General features: G+C 43.7%; 11 protein-coding genes. 7 read left to right on the top strand and 4 right to left on the bottom strand.

The features are described from left to right. Positions 1-36: 36 nt before the first annotated feature. Positions 37-570, top strand: coding sequence for a flavodoxin FldA (fldA, locus tag AB4329_RS20725; RefSeq protein ID WP_010436745.1), 534 nt, complete (start codon positions 37-39; stop codon positions 568-570). 96 nt (positions 571-666) lie between these two features. Here the strand turns inward: fldA and AB4329_RS20720 are convergent, their stop codons facing one another. Beyond that, positions 667-1,173: a DUF4442 domain-containing protein gene (locus AB4329_RS20720; RefSeq protein ID WP_372139198.1), complete on the bottom strand. Its 507-nt coding sequence runs from the start codon at positions 1,171-1,173 to the stop codon at positions 667-669. A 207-nt stretch (positions 1,174-1,380) separates the two neighbouring features. Between AB4329_RS20720 and fcrX the strand changes: the two genes are divergently transcribed. Continuing rightward, a complete protein-coding gene (fcrX, locus tag AB4329_RS20715; protein ID WP_017061956.1) occupies positions 1,381-1,827 on the top strand; it encodes a ferric iron uptake transcriptional regulator FcrX in 447 nt (148 codons plus the stop codon). A 151-nt stretch (positions 1,828-1,978) separates the two neighbouring features. Here fcrX and glnS read toward each other — a convergent pair whose 3' ends face one another. After that, entirely contained in the window at positions 1,979-3,646 is a 1,668-nt protein-coding gene (gene glnS, locus AB4329_RS20710; protein WP_017063407.1) for a glutamine--tRNA ligase, read from the bottom strand. Between the two features lie 299 nt (positions 3,647-3,945). Next, positions 3,946-5,496, bottom strand: a complete 1,551-nt coding sequence (gene nagE / locus AB4329_RS20705; protein ID WP_032545860.1) for an N-acetylglucosamine-specific PTS transporter subunit IIBC — start codon at positions 5,494-5,496, stop codon at positions 3,946-3,948. Positions 5,497-5,971: 475 nt separating this feature from the next. Between nagE and nagA the strand changes: the two genes are divergently transcribed. The 4 genes from nagA to asnB all read left to right on the top strand — a co-directional run bounded on the left by nagA (position 5,972) and on the right by asnB (position 11,901). After that, a complete protein-coding gene (nagA, locus tag AB4329_RS20700) occupies positions 5,972-7,108 on the top strand; it encodes an N-acetylglucosamine-6-phosphate deacetylase (protein WP_017062193.1) in 1,137 nt (378 codons plus the stop codon). A 2-nt stretch (positions 7,109-7,110) separates the two neighbouring features. Beyond that, positions 7,111-8,325 (top strand): ROK family protein, encoded by a 1,215-nt coding sequence (locus AB4329_RS20695; RefSeq protein WP_017062194.1) that lies wholly within the window; start codon positions 7,111-7,113, stop codon positions 8,323-8,325. Positions 8,326-8,408: 83 nt separating this feature from the next. Continuing rightward, complete coding sequence (locus AB4329_RS20690) at positions 8,409-9,995, top strand: cation:proton antiporter family protein (RefSeq protein ID WP_017062195.1); 1,587 nt, start codon at positions 8,409-8,411, stop codon at positions 9,993-9,995. A 235-nt stretch (positions 9,996-10,230) separates the two neighbouring features. Next, on the top strand, positions 10,231-11,901 hold the full coding sequence (asnB, locus tag AB4329_RS20685) for an asparagine synthase B (RefSeq protein WP_017062196.1): 1,671 nt from the start codon (positions 10,231-10,233) through the stop codon (positions 11,899-11,901). 78 nt (positions 11,902-11,979) lie between these two features. On the opposite strand, the gene rfaH is transcribed toward asnB, so the two are convergent. Beyond that, positions 11,980-12,486 (bottom strand): transcription/translation regulatory transformer protein RfaH, encoded by a 507-nt coding sequence (rfaH, locus tag AB4329_RS20680; RefSeq protein WP_017068990.1) that lies wholly within the window; start codon positions 12,484-12,486, stop codon positions 11,980-11,982. 501 nt (positions 12,487-12,987) lie between these two features. Between rfaH and AB4329_RS20675 the strand changes: the two genes are divergently transcribed. Next, positions 12,988-14,373: a peptide MFS transporter gene (locus AB4329_RS20675; protein ID WP_102393253.1), complete on the top strand. Its 1,386-nt coding sequence runs from the start codon at positions 12,988-12,990 to the stop codon at positions 14,371-14,373. The last annotated feature ends 45 nt before the right edge of the window (positions 14,374-14,418 follow it).

Genomic DNA, 14,418 nt, shown 5'->3' with positions numbered 1-14,418 from the left:
ACACCGACAACAGACAAAATGAAAGGTAATGATTCTATGGCAAGTGTAGGTCTCTTCTTTGGTAGCGATACAGGTAACACTGAAGCTGTTGCTAAGATGATTCAAAAGCAATTGAGCAAACAGCTCGTTCACGTTCAAGACATTGCAAAAAGCAGCAAAGAAGATATCGATAACTTCGATCTACTGCTGCTTGGTATCCCTACGTGGTACTACGGCGAAGCACAATGTGATTGGGATGACTTTTTCCCAGAGCTAGAAGCTATTGATTTCTCAACTAAGCTTGTTGCTATCTTTGGTTGTGGCGACCAAGAAGATTACGCAGAATACTTCTGCGATGCTATGGGTACTATCCGTGACATCGTTGAAGCGAAAGGCGGTACTATCCTAGGTCACACATCAACTGAAGGCTACGAATTCGAAGCATCGAAAGGTTTAGTTGAAGGCGATGACAGCCAATTCGTTGGTCTATGTATCGATGAAGACCGTCAACCTGAGCTAACTGATGAGCGCGTATCTAACTGGGTTAAACAAATCCACGAAGAGATGTGCCTAGCAGAGCTAGAAGACTAATTATCTGATGGTTGTTAATTGTTACAGTTAATAACCATTATGTAGATATGAAAAAACCTCCTTATAGGAGGTTTTTTGCTATTTAAAATCTATTAATTAGCACTCAGCCTCTAATGCTTCATCATCATCTCTAAATTGCGGCTTCTTTCTTACATAGAGGGTGCGTTGAATTTCTGAAACCACATTACCCTGCTTATCTTTCACGTGAATAATAAATTCGGGGAAGCACTTTTCACCGAGTTGCGTCTGACGATAGATATCGTCAAGCTGCCCTTGCCTTATCTCAAAATCTGCATACAAGTCCGATTGCCCCGGCTTGATGAAGTTAATGCTCGCTTCTTTATCCCAAACATAATATCGTTCACCTAAAATTCCCATTAACATCAATGAGTAAACGGGATCGGTAAGAGAAAAGATACTGCCGCCATATTGAGTACGATTGGCGTTCTTATTCCACCAGCGTAGCTTAAGTACTGTCTTAACAACCCTAAAGTCAGTGCTAATGTGGGCTATTCGAATACCCGCTCCCCAAAAGGGAGGCCAAATATTAAGAGCAAATTTTACAATGTTGGGTTTATATATTTTTGAGAGTTGCTTATTCATAACAACATTCCATGTTCATATCAGAAACACCGTCACCTTGACTGGTCGTACCTCCACTATAAGTGAGATACTTCCAATTTACAAAACAGATTGTGATGTCAGTAAGTAACCCTTTGAAGTTCGTGGTTTATTGTTATGCCTGACTAAACTATAATGGTATTAATATTGAATTCTGTTAATTGCTGCAGATCATCAACAGGAAAGTATATGTCAGACAATAATCAAGCGCTAAAAGATGCAGGTCTTAAAGTGACCCTTCCACGGCTCAAAATTTTAGAAGTATTACAACAGCCAGACTGCCAACATATTAGTGCTGAAGATTTATATAAGAAGCTGATCGACCTAGGTGAAGAAATCGGTCTTGCAACCGTTTATCGAGTACTTAACCAATTCGATGACGCTGGCATTGTAACTCGTCACCACTTCGAAGGCGGCAAGTCTGTATTTGAACTTTCTACACAGCACCACCACGACCACCTTGTATGTTTAGATTGTGGCGAAGTGATCGAATTCTCTGATGACATCATCGAAGAAAGACAGAAAGAGATTGCTCAGCGTTACAACGTGCAACTAACAAACCACAGTTTGTACTTGTACGGCAAAAGCATTAACGGAGATTGCAAAGGCAATCCAGACGCGCATAAAGCGAAGTAGTAATACAGAACGCTGGCTTAGGCCGGCGTTTTTTATATGGCCCTACATAAGTACGATCTCCGATACTTATCCCATATTATTCAGACACAAAAAAACCGGCTCTAAGCCGGTTTTTTATTGGGTCGCTTTTAACAAACTAAGCACTCAAGCATTAAGCTTCAGTTTTACCCCAAGTGTCACGTAGACCAACCGTACGGTTGAAGACTAGTGCGTCTGCTTTAGAGTCTTTCGAATCCACACAGAAGTAACCTGTACGTTCAAACTGGTACGCTTGCTCTGCCACACCTTCTGCTAAGCTAGGTTCAACAAAACCATTTAGCGTAACAAGTGATTCAGGGTTTAGCGTTGCAGCGAAGTCATCAGCAGCGGCTGGGTTTGGCACTGTGAATAGACGATCGTACAAACGAATCTCAGCAGGCAGTGCTTTATCAGCAGATACCCAGTGGATAACGCCTTTCACTTTGCGGCCATCTGCAGGGTTCTTACCCAATGTTTCATTGTCGTAAGAACAGAAGATAGTCGTAATGTTGCCTTCTGCATCTTTTTCGATACGTTCAGCTTTGATCACGTAAGCACCACGCAGGCGAACTTCTTTACCTAGAACCAAACGCTTGTACTTTTTGTTTGCTTCTTCACGGAAGTCGTCACGTTCGATCCAAACTTCGCGTGTAAATGGAACTTCACGAGTACCCATTTCTGGCTTGTTCGGGTGGTTTGCAACCGTTAGCGTTTCTACTGTATCTGCTTCGTAGTTTTCGATAACTATCTTAACTGGATCCAGAACAGCCATTGCACGAGGTGCATTTTCGTTCAGATCATCACGGATGCAAGATTCAAGTGAACCGAACTCAATCATGTTCTCTTGCTTAGTTACACCAATACGCTTACAGAATTCACGAATCGAGCTTGAAGTAAAACCACGACGACGTAGGCCAGAAATAGTAGGCATGCGTGGGTCATCCCAACCTTGAACTAGGTTTTCAACCACAAGTTGGTTCAGCTTACGCTTAGACATCACTGTATATTCAAGATTCAGGCGGCTAAACTCGTACTGACGAGGTTGGCAGTCAATCGTGATGTTATCTAGAACCCAATCGTACAAACGACGGTTATCTTGGAATTCAAGCGTACAGATAGAGTGCGTAATACCTTCCAGCGCATCAGAGATACAGTGAGTAAAGTCGTACATTGGGTAAATGCACCACTTGTCAGCCGTTTGATGGTGGTGAGCAAAACGAACACGGTAGATAACAGGATCGCGCATAACCATGAACGAAGAGCTCATGTCGATCTTAGCACGTAGACACGCTTTACCTTCTTCAAAGCCACCGTCACGCATTTTTTCAAACAACGCTAGGTTCTCTTCAGGGCTGCGGTCACGGTATGGGCTCGCTTTACCAGGCTCTTTTAGCGTGCCACGGTACTCACGGATTTGATCAGGACTTAGCTCGTCAACATACGCTAAGCCTTTATTAATTAATTCCACAGCATAAGCGTAAAGCGTATCGAAGTAGTTTGATGAGTAACAAATATCACCAGACCATTCGAAGCCTAACCAGCTTACATCATTCTTAATTGACTCAACGTATTCAACGTCTTCTTTTTCAGGGTTTGTATCATCGAAACGAAGATTACATTGTCCCTGGTAGTCCTGAGCAATACCAAAGTTCAAGCAAATAGATTTAGCGTGACCAATGTGCAGGTAGCCATTTGGCTCCGGCGGGAAACGAGTATGCACGCTACTGTGTGTACCATCCGCTAAATCTTTATCAATAATTTGGCGAATGAAATTCGATGGACGAGCCTCAGCTTCACTCATCTATAGCACCTCTATGTATTTAGTATTGTCAGAGAAAGTTATCTTTCGTCCCCAAGAAAACGGTCGCTTATAGCGCCAGTCAAAGATAGAAAGATCATTGTTGCTAATCATCCACAATTCTTAGCCTTTGCACAATAAGAACCGTCCGTTAATTGCGATTATTTCTGCTATTCGATGAAGAATAGAACGAACCGTGTTCGCTGGTCTTAAACTGCAGGCACAAAAAAGCCTCCCGTGTGGGAGGCTTTCAATTTGACACTTACTTAAGAGTAACTTTACGTCTTAATTAAGTACTTCCCTTACTGTGGAAGTTTTACATCAGATAGGTCTTCGCCTGCACCAATAGCTTTCATTTCGCCAGCTACGATTTCAGCTAGTGGGCCTAGGATAACCTGTAGGTTGTTTTCACCTAGTTTAACCACACCTTTAGCACCAAGTTTCTTAAGAACAACTTCATCTGCAACAGAGCGGTCTTTAAGAGTTAGACGTAGACGAGTGATACAAGCGTCGATTGAAGTTAGGTTGTCGTGACCACCTAGAGCTTTCAGGTATTGACGTGCAAGGTCGCCCTTTGGTGCTTCGCCAGCAGGAGCTGCAACAGCTTCGTCATCATCTTCACGACCTGGCGATTTCAAGTTGAAAGCGCGGATTGCGAAAGAGAAAGTGAAGAAGTATAGAGCACCGAAGCCAAGACCGATTAGTAGTAGTACGAATGGTTTAGTTGCTAGACCCCAGTTCAATACGAAGTCGATAAGACCAGCAGAGAAACCGAAACCGTGCAGAGTACCAAACATGTTAGCAACTACTAGAGACAAACCTGTAAATACAGCGTGCATTGCGTATAGAGCAGGAGCTAGGAATACGAACATGAATTCTAGCGGCTCTGTGATACCTGTTAGGAATGAACAGAATGCAACTGAGAATAGTGCGCCACCAACTTGGCTACGTTTTTCAGCAGGAGCAGCTAGGTACATTGCAAGTGCAGCACCTGGTAGACCGAACATCATTACTGGGAAGAAACCGTTCATGAATACGCCAGCGCCTTTATCGCCGCCGAAGAAACGGTGTAGGTCGCCAGATTTAACTGTTTCAGTTACTTCTTTAACAGTTGCAACAATTTCTGGGTTAACTGAGTTAGCAAATTCAAATGTGTACTCTTGACCAACAACTAAAGTTTTAGCTAGTGCAGGGTCAACACAAAGTTGAGAGAAGCCTTCTGCAGCAACTACGATCTCTTGACAAGAGCCCATACCGAACCAGAAGTACGAGTTCAGTACATGGTGTAGACCTACTGGGATAAGTGCACGGTTAAGAGTACCGTAAACAAATTGACCGATAGCGCCAGACGTTGAAACTGCGTGAGCAAGTGCATCTAGACCAGATTGAACAGCAGGCCATACAACACCAAAGATTGCGCCAGCAACTAGAGCAAATAGACCAGCCATAATAGGAACTAGACGTTTGCCAGAGAAGAATGCTAGCCACTCTGGAAGACGAGTCGCGTGGAATGCATTGTAAGAGTGACCTGCGATGATACCTGCAAAGATACCGCCGAAGAATGACATATTTACACTAGCATCGATGTTTGTTGCGGTTGCTGTCAGAACAAAGTAAGCAACTGCACCAGCAAGACCTGCTGCGCCGTTACCGTCTTTAGAAAGACCAATAGCTATACCCAAACCAAACAATAATGGTAGTTGACTGAAGATTGCGTTACCAGCAGATGCCATGAATGCGATATCGAGTAAGTCTGGTTGACCCAGACGTAGCAGCAATGCCGCAATCGGAAGCGTTGCGATTGGTAGCATTAACGCCTTACCAAGCTTCTGCGCATATCCTAGAATATTCACCAGTTGTTTCCCCCTATAGGATTTTTTAGAATTCGTTTGAGAAACTTATTTTAGTCGCTCAATTTAGTCCTATTCAGTGTATTCAATTAATTTTGCTCCGCAAATTAAAACCTTACCATTTGTGATCCTAATCACCAGTTTTTACCAAATCCAGAGGTTTTTGCTAGCGAGATCATAAAACTTATTTTATCATTCAAAAAAATGAACATTTATGGATAAAATCCAAATCTAATCATTAGGCAAAAAGATGGTAACTCCGGGCTTATAGAGCACCGTGAATAATCATTATTGATGGACCTAAATGTATAATAAAAATCAATTGTTCATATGTTTTTCAACAACTTAAATCGCTTCTCATTTTGAAGCCGTTTGCCCATAAAAGATAAATCGTTACGTAAATGATGCTCGCAAACTAAGTCCGCATTTAGGTAACGAACGAATTTAAAAGATCTCACGAAATAAGGATTAGCTGACTATGTACGCGCTAAGTAACTGTAAAATTTACACTGGTAGTGATGTTCTAACCGATCATGCTGTTGTAATCGAAAACGAACTGATCAAAAAAGTCTGTCCTATCTCTGAATTGCCAGAAGGAATCGAGCTTCGCGACCTAGACGGAGCAAACCTAAGCCCAGGTTTCATTGACCTACAACTGAATGGTTGTGGCGGTGTAATGCTTAACGATGAGATCACTGCAGAAACCATGCAGATCATGCACAAAGCAAACCTGAAATCTGGCTGTACTAGCTTCCTACCAACGCTTATCACCTCTTCAGACGAAGATATGCGTGCGGTTATTACGGCAGCTCGTGAATACCATAACCAGTACCAAAACCAATCTTTAGGTCTGCACCTTGAAGGCCCTTACCTAAACGTTGCGAAAAAAGGCATCCATAGCGTCGATCACATTCGTAAATCTGACAACGAAATGATTGAGCTTATCTGTGAGAACCGTGACCTTGTTGCAAAAGTAACATTGGCTCCAGAGCTTAACGACCCTGAACACATCGAACGCCTGCACAAAGCTGGCGTTGTCGTTTCTATCGGCCACACCAACGCAACTTACGCAGAAGCGCGTCAAGGTTTCGAATCTGGTATCACGTTCGCCACTCACCTGTTCAATGCAATGACGCCGATGGTTGGTCGTGAGCCTGGCGTTGTTGGCGCGATTTACGATACTCCTGAGGTTTACGCTGGCATTATTGCCGACGGCTTCCACGTTGATTACGCAAACATCAGAATTGCGCATAAAATCAAGGGAGAAAAGTTGGTATTAGTGACGGATGCCACAGCTCCTGCAGGTGCTGACATGGAATACTTTATTTTTGTCGGTAAGAAAGTATATTACCGTGATGGTAAGTGTGTTGATGAAAACGGCACACTGGGCGGCTCAGCTCTGACTATGATTGAAGCAGTTCAGAATACAGTTGAGCACGCTGGTATCGCTTTAGACGAAGCTCTTCGCATGGCTACGCTATACCCAGCTACGGCTATCGGTGTAGAAAGCAAGCTAGGTCGAATCAAAAAAGGCATGGTTGCAAACCTAGCTGTATTTGACCGAGACTTTAACGTTAAAGCGACTGTTGTTAACGGACAATACGAGCACAATTAAGTATGAATGGCGGACAAATAGGTAACGTAGACTTAGTTAAACAACTAAACAGTGCGGCGGTATACCGACTTATAGACCAACAGGGACCTATCAGTCGTATACAAGTGGCTGATGTAAGCCAACTCGCACCGGCAAGTGTTACAAAAATTACCCGCCAACTTTTAGAGCGCGGCCTAATTAAAGAGGTTGCGCAGCAAGCGTCTACTGGCGGTAGACGCGCTATCTCCCTAACCACAGAAGTAGAGCCTTTTCATTCTGTTGCTGTGCGTTTGGGTCGAGACTACATTCAAATAAGCCTGCATGACCTTGGTGGTCGTGAATTGGCTTTCCAACAGCAAGACCTGAATTATTCAGACCAATCAGACCTTACCCAAGGCTTGGTCAATAACCTCAAAGCTTTCATTGCTGAGCATCAACCAAAGATCGATCAACTGATTGCTATTGGTGTCACGCTTCCAGGCTTGGTTAACCCAACGACCGGTGTTGTTGAGTACATGCCGAATACCGACATCGATAACCTCGCATTAAGCGACATTATTCGCGATACATTCCATGTTGCTTGTTTTGTTGGTAACGATGTTCGTGGAATGGCGCTTGCTGAGCACTACTTCGGTGCAAGTAAAGATAGCCAAGATTCTATTTTGGTCAGTGTTCACCGTGGTACAGGTGCAGGTATTATCGTTAATGGTCAGGTTTTCCTAGGTCATAACCGTAATGTGGGTGAAATTGGTCATATCCAAATTGATCCGCTAGGCGAGCAATGCCAATGTGGTAACTTCGGCTGTCTTGAAACAGTAGCGGCAAACCCAGCTATCGTTGAACGCGTGCAGAAGCTGATTAAACAAGGCTATGAGTCTTCTTTAACAGAGCTTGAGCATATTACGATTCAAGACGTTTGTGACCACGCGATTAATGGTGATGAGCTAGCCAAGCAAAGCTTAGTTCGAGTAGGAAACCAGTTAGGTAAGGCTATCGCGATGACGATTAACTTATTTAACCCTCAAAAAGTTATCATTGCTGGTGATATTACCAAGGCACAAGAGATTGTTTTTCCTGCAATTAAGCGCAATGTAGAGAATCAGTCGTTAACGACTTTCCATAGCGGCCTGCCTATTGTAGCATCACAGATCGATAAACATCCTACGATGGGAGCTTTTGCTATGATTAAGCGCGCCATGCTTAACGGCGTGTTACTGCAGAAGCTTCTCGAAGACTAGAGAAAACAATTCTGATTTTCCGCGGGCCGTGTTTGTATAAACACGGCCCGTTTTTTTAAGCTAGGGAACTACAACAACAAGTTATGGAACTTATATTAATATCCACTGCGTTTATCGCAGGATTTATTGCTTTAAAGTGTCACCTTCCCCCATTAGTTGGTTTTTTGGTTGCAGGCTTTGGGCTTTTTGCCTTTGGCTTTGAAACCAATGACACCATCATTACTTTAGCTGACCTTGGTGTCACGCTGCTTCTATTTACTATCGGCTTAAAGCTCGATATCAAAACCCTACTCTCTAAAGAGATCTGGGCTGGCGCGACAATCCACAACCTTTTGTCCACTCTGTTTTTCGCCGTCGCCCTGTTTGGCTTTAAGTTCTTAGGTATTTCATCGCTAGCTGCCATGTCGGTAGAACAGATCGTTCTGCTCGGTTTTGCTCTTTCATTCTCTAGTACTGTATTTGCGGTTAAGACTCTGCAAGAGAAAGGCGAAATGAATGCGACCTACGGAACGTTAGCGATTGGTATCTTGGTCATGCAGGATATCTTCGCCGTAGTATTCTTAACGGCTTCTACGGGCAAAATACCTGAGTGGTATGCAATTGCTCTGTTTGCCCTACCCTTATTACGCCCACTGTTCTACAAAGTGCTCGATTGGGTTGGTCACGGTGAGATGCTGGTTCTTTCCGGCATCTTCTTCGCATTAGTCGTCGGTGCTGGTTTATTCCATTTGGTTGGTGTGAAACCAGATTTGGGGGCTCTTGTTCTAGGTATGTTACTTGCTGGTCACCCAAAAGCCTCAGAATTATCAAAGTCGCTGTTTAACCTTAAAGAACTTTTCCTTGTCTGTTTCTTCTTGAATATTGGTCTGTCAGAGCAACCAACCATTCAAGGCTTTATGCTCGCAATCTTGTTCTTGCTGATGCTGCCTGTGAAAGGTGTTCTCTACTTCTTGGTACTCAACCGCTTCAAGTTCCGTGTTCGAACGTCTCTACTTGCCTCGCTATCACTGTTTAACTATAGCGAGTTTGGCCTCATCGTTGGTGGTCTCGCCTTCAAGATGGGTTGGATGTCGGGTGATATCTTAGTTGCCGTTGCCATTGCAGTTTCACTGTCTTTTCTAATCGCTGCTCCTTTAAACCGAGCTGGTCATAAGCTTTATCAGCAGTCAGGTAAATGGCTAAAAGAGCATGCGTCAGAAAAGCTTCACCGACGTGATAAGCGAATTGACCCTGGTCGTGCCCAAGTGCTTATTCTAGGTATGGGCCGAATTGGTACCGGTGCTTATGACGAATTACGTACTCGCTATGGCAAGGTCAGCCTAGGTGTAGAAGTGCGTGAAGAAGCCGCGCACAACCACAGAAGCCAAGGCAGAAACGTGATTTCTGGCGACGCGACTGACCCAGATTTCTGGGAGCGAATTCTAGATACAGCAAACGTAAAGCTGGTGATTTTGGCAATGCCTCACCACCAAGGTAATCAAACCGCTTTAGAACAATTAAAGTCACGTAACTTTAAAGGCCAAATTGCGGCTATTGCTGAATATCCCGATCAACTCGAAACACTGAAAGAGAATGGCGTTGATGCGGCATTTAACATTTACAGCGAGGCTGGTAGTGGTTTTGCTCGCCACGTTTGCGAACAGTTAAATCCAAATATCAATAAAATCTAGTATTAGACAGTGTTCAACTAAACCTCTCAAAACTGCCTATTTATCGCACTTTTGAGAGGTTTTTGTTTAAAAAACCAACCGCAATTAAACATCACACACCAAAAGCACATAAAAATTAGATAATTTCTAACAGAACACCCTTTATATTATTTTTTTGCTCACATCCGGTTGCTTTTTTTAGCCAGAATGGCAAATTGAATGCAGTTGATTTGGAAATTATTTAAAAGGAAGTTCTATGTGTTCAGTATTTGGCATTCTCGACATTAAAAGTGATGCCGCAGCACTTCGCCCTATTGCTTTAGAAATGTCTAAGAAGCTTCGTCACCGTGGTCCAGACTGGTCTGGTATCTATGCTGGTGAAAAAGCAATCCTTGCTCATGAACGTCTTGCTATTGTTGGCTTGAACAGTGGTGCTCAACCACTATACAGTCAAGACAAAAAGCACATTCTTGCAGTAAACGGTGAAATTTATAACCACAAAGAACTTCGTGCACGCTATGAAGATAAGTACCAGTTCCAGACTGATTCTGACTGTGAAGTTATCCTAGCGCTATACCAAGAGATGGGTGCAGACCTTCTAGAAGAGCTTAACGGTATTTTCGCATTCGTTTTATACGACGAAGAGAAAGACGAGTACCTAGTGGGCCGCGACCATATTGGTATCATCCCGCTTTACCAAGGTTACGATGAGCACGGCAACTACTACGTGGCTTCAGAGATGAAAGCATTGGTTGAAGTATGTAAGACGATCAGTGAATTCCCTCCAGGTAGCTTCTACTCTTCGAAAGATGCTGAACCTCAACGCTACTACATCCGCGATTGGAACGAGTACGCTGCGGTACAAGGCAACAGCACAAGCAAAGAAGAACTGACTGAAGCGCTAGAAGCAGCCGTTAAACGTCAACTAATGACTGACGTTCCTTACGGTGTACTTCTATCTGGTGGCCTGGATTCATCAATTACTTCAGCAGTTGCAAAACGCTTTGCGGCAATGCGTATCGAAGATGATGAGCAATCTGAAGCTTGGTGGCCACAACTGCACTCGTTCGCTGTTGGTCTTGAAGGCGCACCAGACCTTATCGCTGCTCGTGAAGTTGCGGACAAGATCGGAACTGTGCACCATGAGATGACTTACACTATTCAGGAAGGCCTAGACGCAATCCGTGACGTTATCTACCATATCGAAACTTACGATGTAACGACGATTCGTGCATCAACGCCAATGTACTTGCTGGCTCGTAAGATCAAAGCGATGGGCATCAAGATGGTACTTTCAGGTGAAGGTGCTGATGAAATCTTTGGTGGTTACCTGTACTTCCATAAAGCGCCAAACGCGAAAGAGTTCCACGAAGAGACAGTACGTAAACTGCTTGCTCTAAGCATGTTCGACTGTGCTCGTGCAAACAAATCGCTAGCGGCATGGGGTGTTGAAGGCCGTGTACCATTCTTGGATAAAGAGTTCATCGATGTCGCAATGCGTCTGAACCCTGAAGATAAGATGTGCGGTAACGGTAAGATGGAGAAACACATCCTGCGTGAGTGTTTTGAAGACTACCTACCAGATTCAATCGCATGGCGTCAAAAAGAGCAGTTCTCTGATGGTGTTGGCTACGATTGGATTGATACATTGAAAGCAACGGCTGAAGCAAAAGTAACGGATCAACAAATGGAAGCTGCTAAGTTCCGTTTCCCTTACAACACGCCAACAACCAAAGAAGGTTATGCTTACCGTGAAATCTTTGAGGAGCTATTCCCTCTAGAATCTGCGGCAGAGTGTGTACCTGGTGGTCCTTCAGTTGCTTGTTCATCAGCGAAAGCGATTGAGTGGGATGAGTCATTCAAAAACTGTGTCGACCCATCAGGCCGTGCAGTACAAGCCGTTCACAACGATGCTTACAACGCTTAGAGCGTTTTGAACAAATCCTAAAGACTAAAAAAGGCGCATTATGCGCCTTTTGTTTTAAGCCTATTTTTATTACTGCAGTTATGCGCGAGCTTGTAGTGCTTCGTTCTCAATACTGATTGGAACGACTTGGCTGATCATTTTCACCAGCATAATCGATCGAGCCTCACCGTCTTTCTGATCGAAAATAGCTTCAACCCCAGCAAATTGGCCACTCTGAATCTTAACTACCTGTCCAGATTCAAACTCAACACAACAATCTTCCACTTCGTTACTGCAGCACTTCTCAAACTCTTTAAGTTCAAACACCAAGTCTCCTTGGACCTCGTGCGGCAGTGAACCGAACTTAATAAAGTCCACAACGCCACGTGTTGAACGAACGGTCGTGAAGCTAGGACCTTGCTCATAGTCGAAGCGAACAAAGATGTAAGACGGAAACAGCGGTTCTTTGACCTGCTTTTCTTTCCCTCTCACCACCTTTTCGACTTCTATTTGAGGGTAAAAGCACTCTACCCCCTGATTCTCTAAGTGCTGCTGAGCGCGTTTTTGATCACCACGCTTACAGTAAAGCAAATACCAACGTTTCATTTGACTAGCCATTTTATATTTTTAGATATTTTACCACATGCCTAAAACGGTTAAATCACCATTAATAAAATGAATCGTTGCTAACGAAAAATAATGCGTAGCAGACCAATTTATCAACAAAAAGTTATAGGTGTCGGAGTGGTTAAGCATTGTACAGAGATCATTTAGAGATCAAAAGACTCATTGTTGTAAGCATATGTATGCCCCACCTAATGCGCATGCCACTCCCTTAAAACTCAAAATGATACACCAGAGCAATATATCTAAAGATTTTAATTCAACACAACTTTAATGAAGGTTATTAACCAACCAACTCAAATCTGGAAAATTAGTTTGCAGCACATCTAAAATGGGCAACATTAAAAATAAAGATATTTAATATCAACATCTTAGTTAAACCAAGTTGTCGTGACCATAAAATAAGTCTATTGCAGACTTTTATCCCACTGTGTATACATGAATGACTATAAAATCTTTTAATACCTAAAATTAGTAAAACTTATGCCAAGCAACCACAACATCTTTGGCCACCCTAGAGGCCTATTTCTACTTTTTAGCACAGAGCTATGGGAACGTTTCTCTTACTATGCGATGCGTGCCATCCTTGTCTTATTTTTGACTGACACTACCCTCAACGGTGGACTGGGTTGGTCAACGAAAGACGCACTCGATCTCTACGGTATTTACACCGGCTTAGTCTACATCACACCATTAATTGGTGGCTGGATTGCCGATAACTACCTAGGTCAGCGTAAATCAATTATGATTGGCGGTGTATTGATGGCACTTGGCCAATTTACAATGGCTCTACCTAACGGCTTCATCGGTTTAGACCAAGTGAACGCGCTGTACCTTGGTTTAGCACTGCTAATCAGTGGTAACGGTATGTTTAAGCCGAACATCTCAACCATGGTTGGCGATCTGTACCAAGAAGGCGATAACCGCCGTGACGGTGCTTTCACCATTTTCTACATGGGCATCAACTTAGGTGCGCTGCTTGGTGGCTTAATTTCAGGTGCTGCTGTCGATTCATTCGGTTGGAAAGCAGGTTTCCTAGCCGCTGGTATTGGTATGGTTATTAGCTTGATCATGCAAGTGACAATGGCTCAGTCTTGGTTGGGCAACATCGGTTCTGTACCTGCTGCTGCAAGAGCGAAAGCACTAAACAAATCTAAAGAAAAAGCGCCACTGACCAAAGAAGAGTTCGACAGACTAAAAGTGATTCTTATCATGGGTCTGTTCGTGATTGTTTTCTGGGCGGGCTTTGAACAAGCTGGCGGCCTAATGAACATCTACACTCAACAATATACTGACCGTATGATTGGTGGCTTTGAAGTTCCTGCTGCGTGGTTCCAATCTTTGAACCCATTCTTCATCATTACACTTGCTCCAATCATTGCTGCGTTCTGGGTGAAACTGGGTAAGCGTGAACCCAACTCTCCTGTTAAGTTTGCAATGGCATTGTTCTTCTTAGCACTGGGCTTTGTGTGCATGATGGGCGCGGTAATGGAGCAAGGCGGTGACCTAACCGTGAAAACATCAATGCTATGGCTAGTCGGTGCTTTCTTCTTCCATACCCTTGGTGAGCTTTGTCTATCGCCTATTGGCCTGTCGTTGGTCACTAAGTTAGCTCCGCTTCGCCTAGCATCATTGATGATGGGTGCATGGTTTGGCTTCAATGCGGTGGCAAACTACGTGGCAGGCCTGGTCGGTTCTCACGTTGGTGAGCTTGGTGCTATGTCAATCTTCAGTGGTATTGCTATCACAGCAACGGTGAGTGCCATATTACTGCTGCTTTGTGCTGGTAAGCTTGTATCATGGATGCATGGTGTAGAAACCAACATGACGCTTGAAGCAGAACCAAAAGCAGAAACTTCGGTCGCTTAATAGCTAGATCGATTTCAAGAAGAAACATCAAGATCAAAAAGGGCT

Origin of the sequence: Vibrio sp. 10N.261.54.A5 (genome assembly GCF_041471145.1) — a bacterium.
Lineage (GTDB): Bacteria > Pseudomonadota > Gammaproteobacteria > Enterobacterales > Vibrionaceae > Vibrio > Vibrio crassostreae_C.
This window is presented reverse-complemented; position numbering and strand designations above follow the sequence as displayed.

Bases quoted from the DNA above. Each gene is read 5' to 3' on its own strand.
- fldA (WP_010436745.1), top strand. From the start codon at position 37: ATGGCAAGTGTAGGTCTCTTCTTTGGTAGCGATACAGGTAACACTGAA.
- AB4329_RS20720 (WP_372139198.1), bottom strand. From the start codon at position 1,173: ATGAATAAGCAACTCTCAAAAATATATAAACCCAACATTGTAAAATTT.
- fcrX (WP_017061956.1), top strand. From the start codon at position 1,381: ATGTCAGACAATAATCAAGCGCTAAAAGATGCAGGTCTTAAAGTGACC.
- glnS (WP_017063407.1), bottom strand. From the start codon at position 3,646: ATGAGTGAAGCTGAGGCTCGTCCATCGAATTTCATTCGCCAAATTATT.
- nagA (WP_017062193.1), top strand. From the start codon at position 5,972: ATGTACGCGCTAAGTAACTGTAAAATTTACACTGGTAGTGATGTTCTA.
- AB4329_RS20695 (WP_017062194.1), top strand. From the start codon at position 7,111: ATGAATGGCGGACAAATAGGTAACGTAGACTTAGTTAAACAACTAAAC.
- AB4329_RS20690 (WP_017062195.1), top strand. From the start codon at position 8,409: ATGGAACTTATATTAATATCCACTGCGTTTATCGCAGGATTTATTGCT.
- asnB (WP_017062196.1), top strand. From the start codon at position 10,231: ATGTGTTCAGTATTTGGCATTCTCGACATTAAAAGTGATGCCGCAGCA.
- rfaH (WP_017068990.1), bottom strand. From the start codon at position 12,486: ATGAAACGTTGGTATTTGCTTTACTGTAAGCGTGGTGATCAAAAACGC.
- AB4329_RS20675 (WP_102393253.1), top strand. From the start codon at position 12,988: ATGCCAAGCAACCACAACATCTTTGGCCACCCTAGAGGCCTATTTCTA.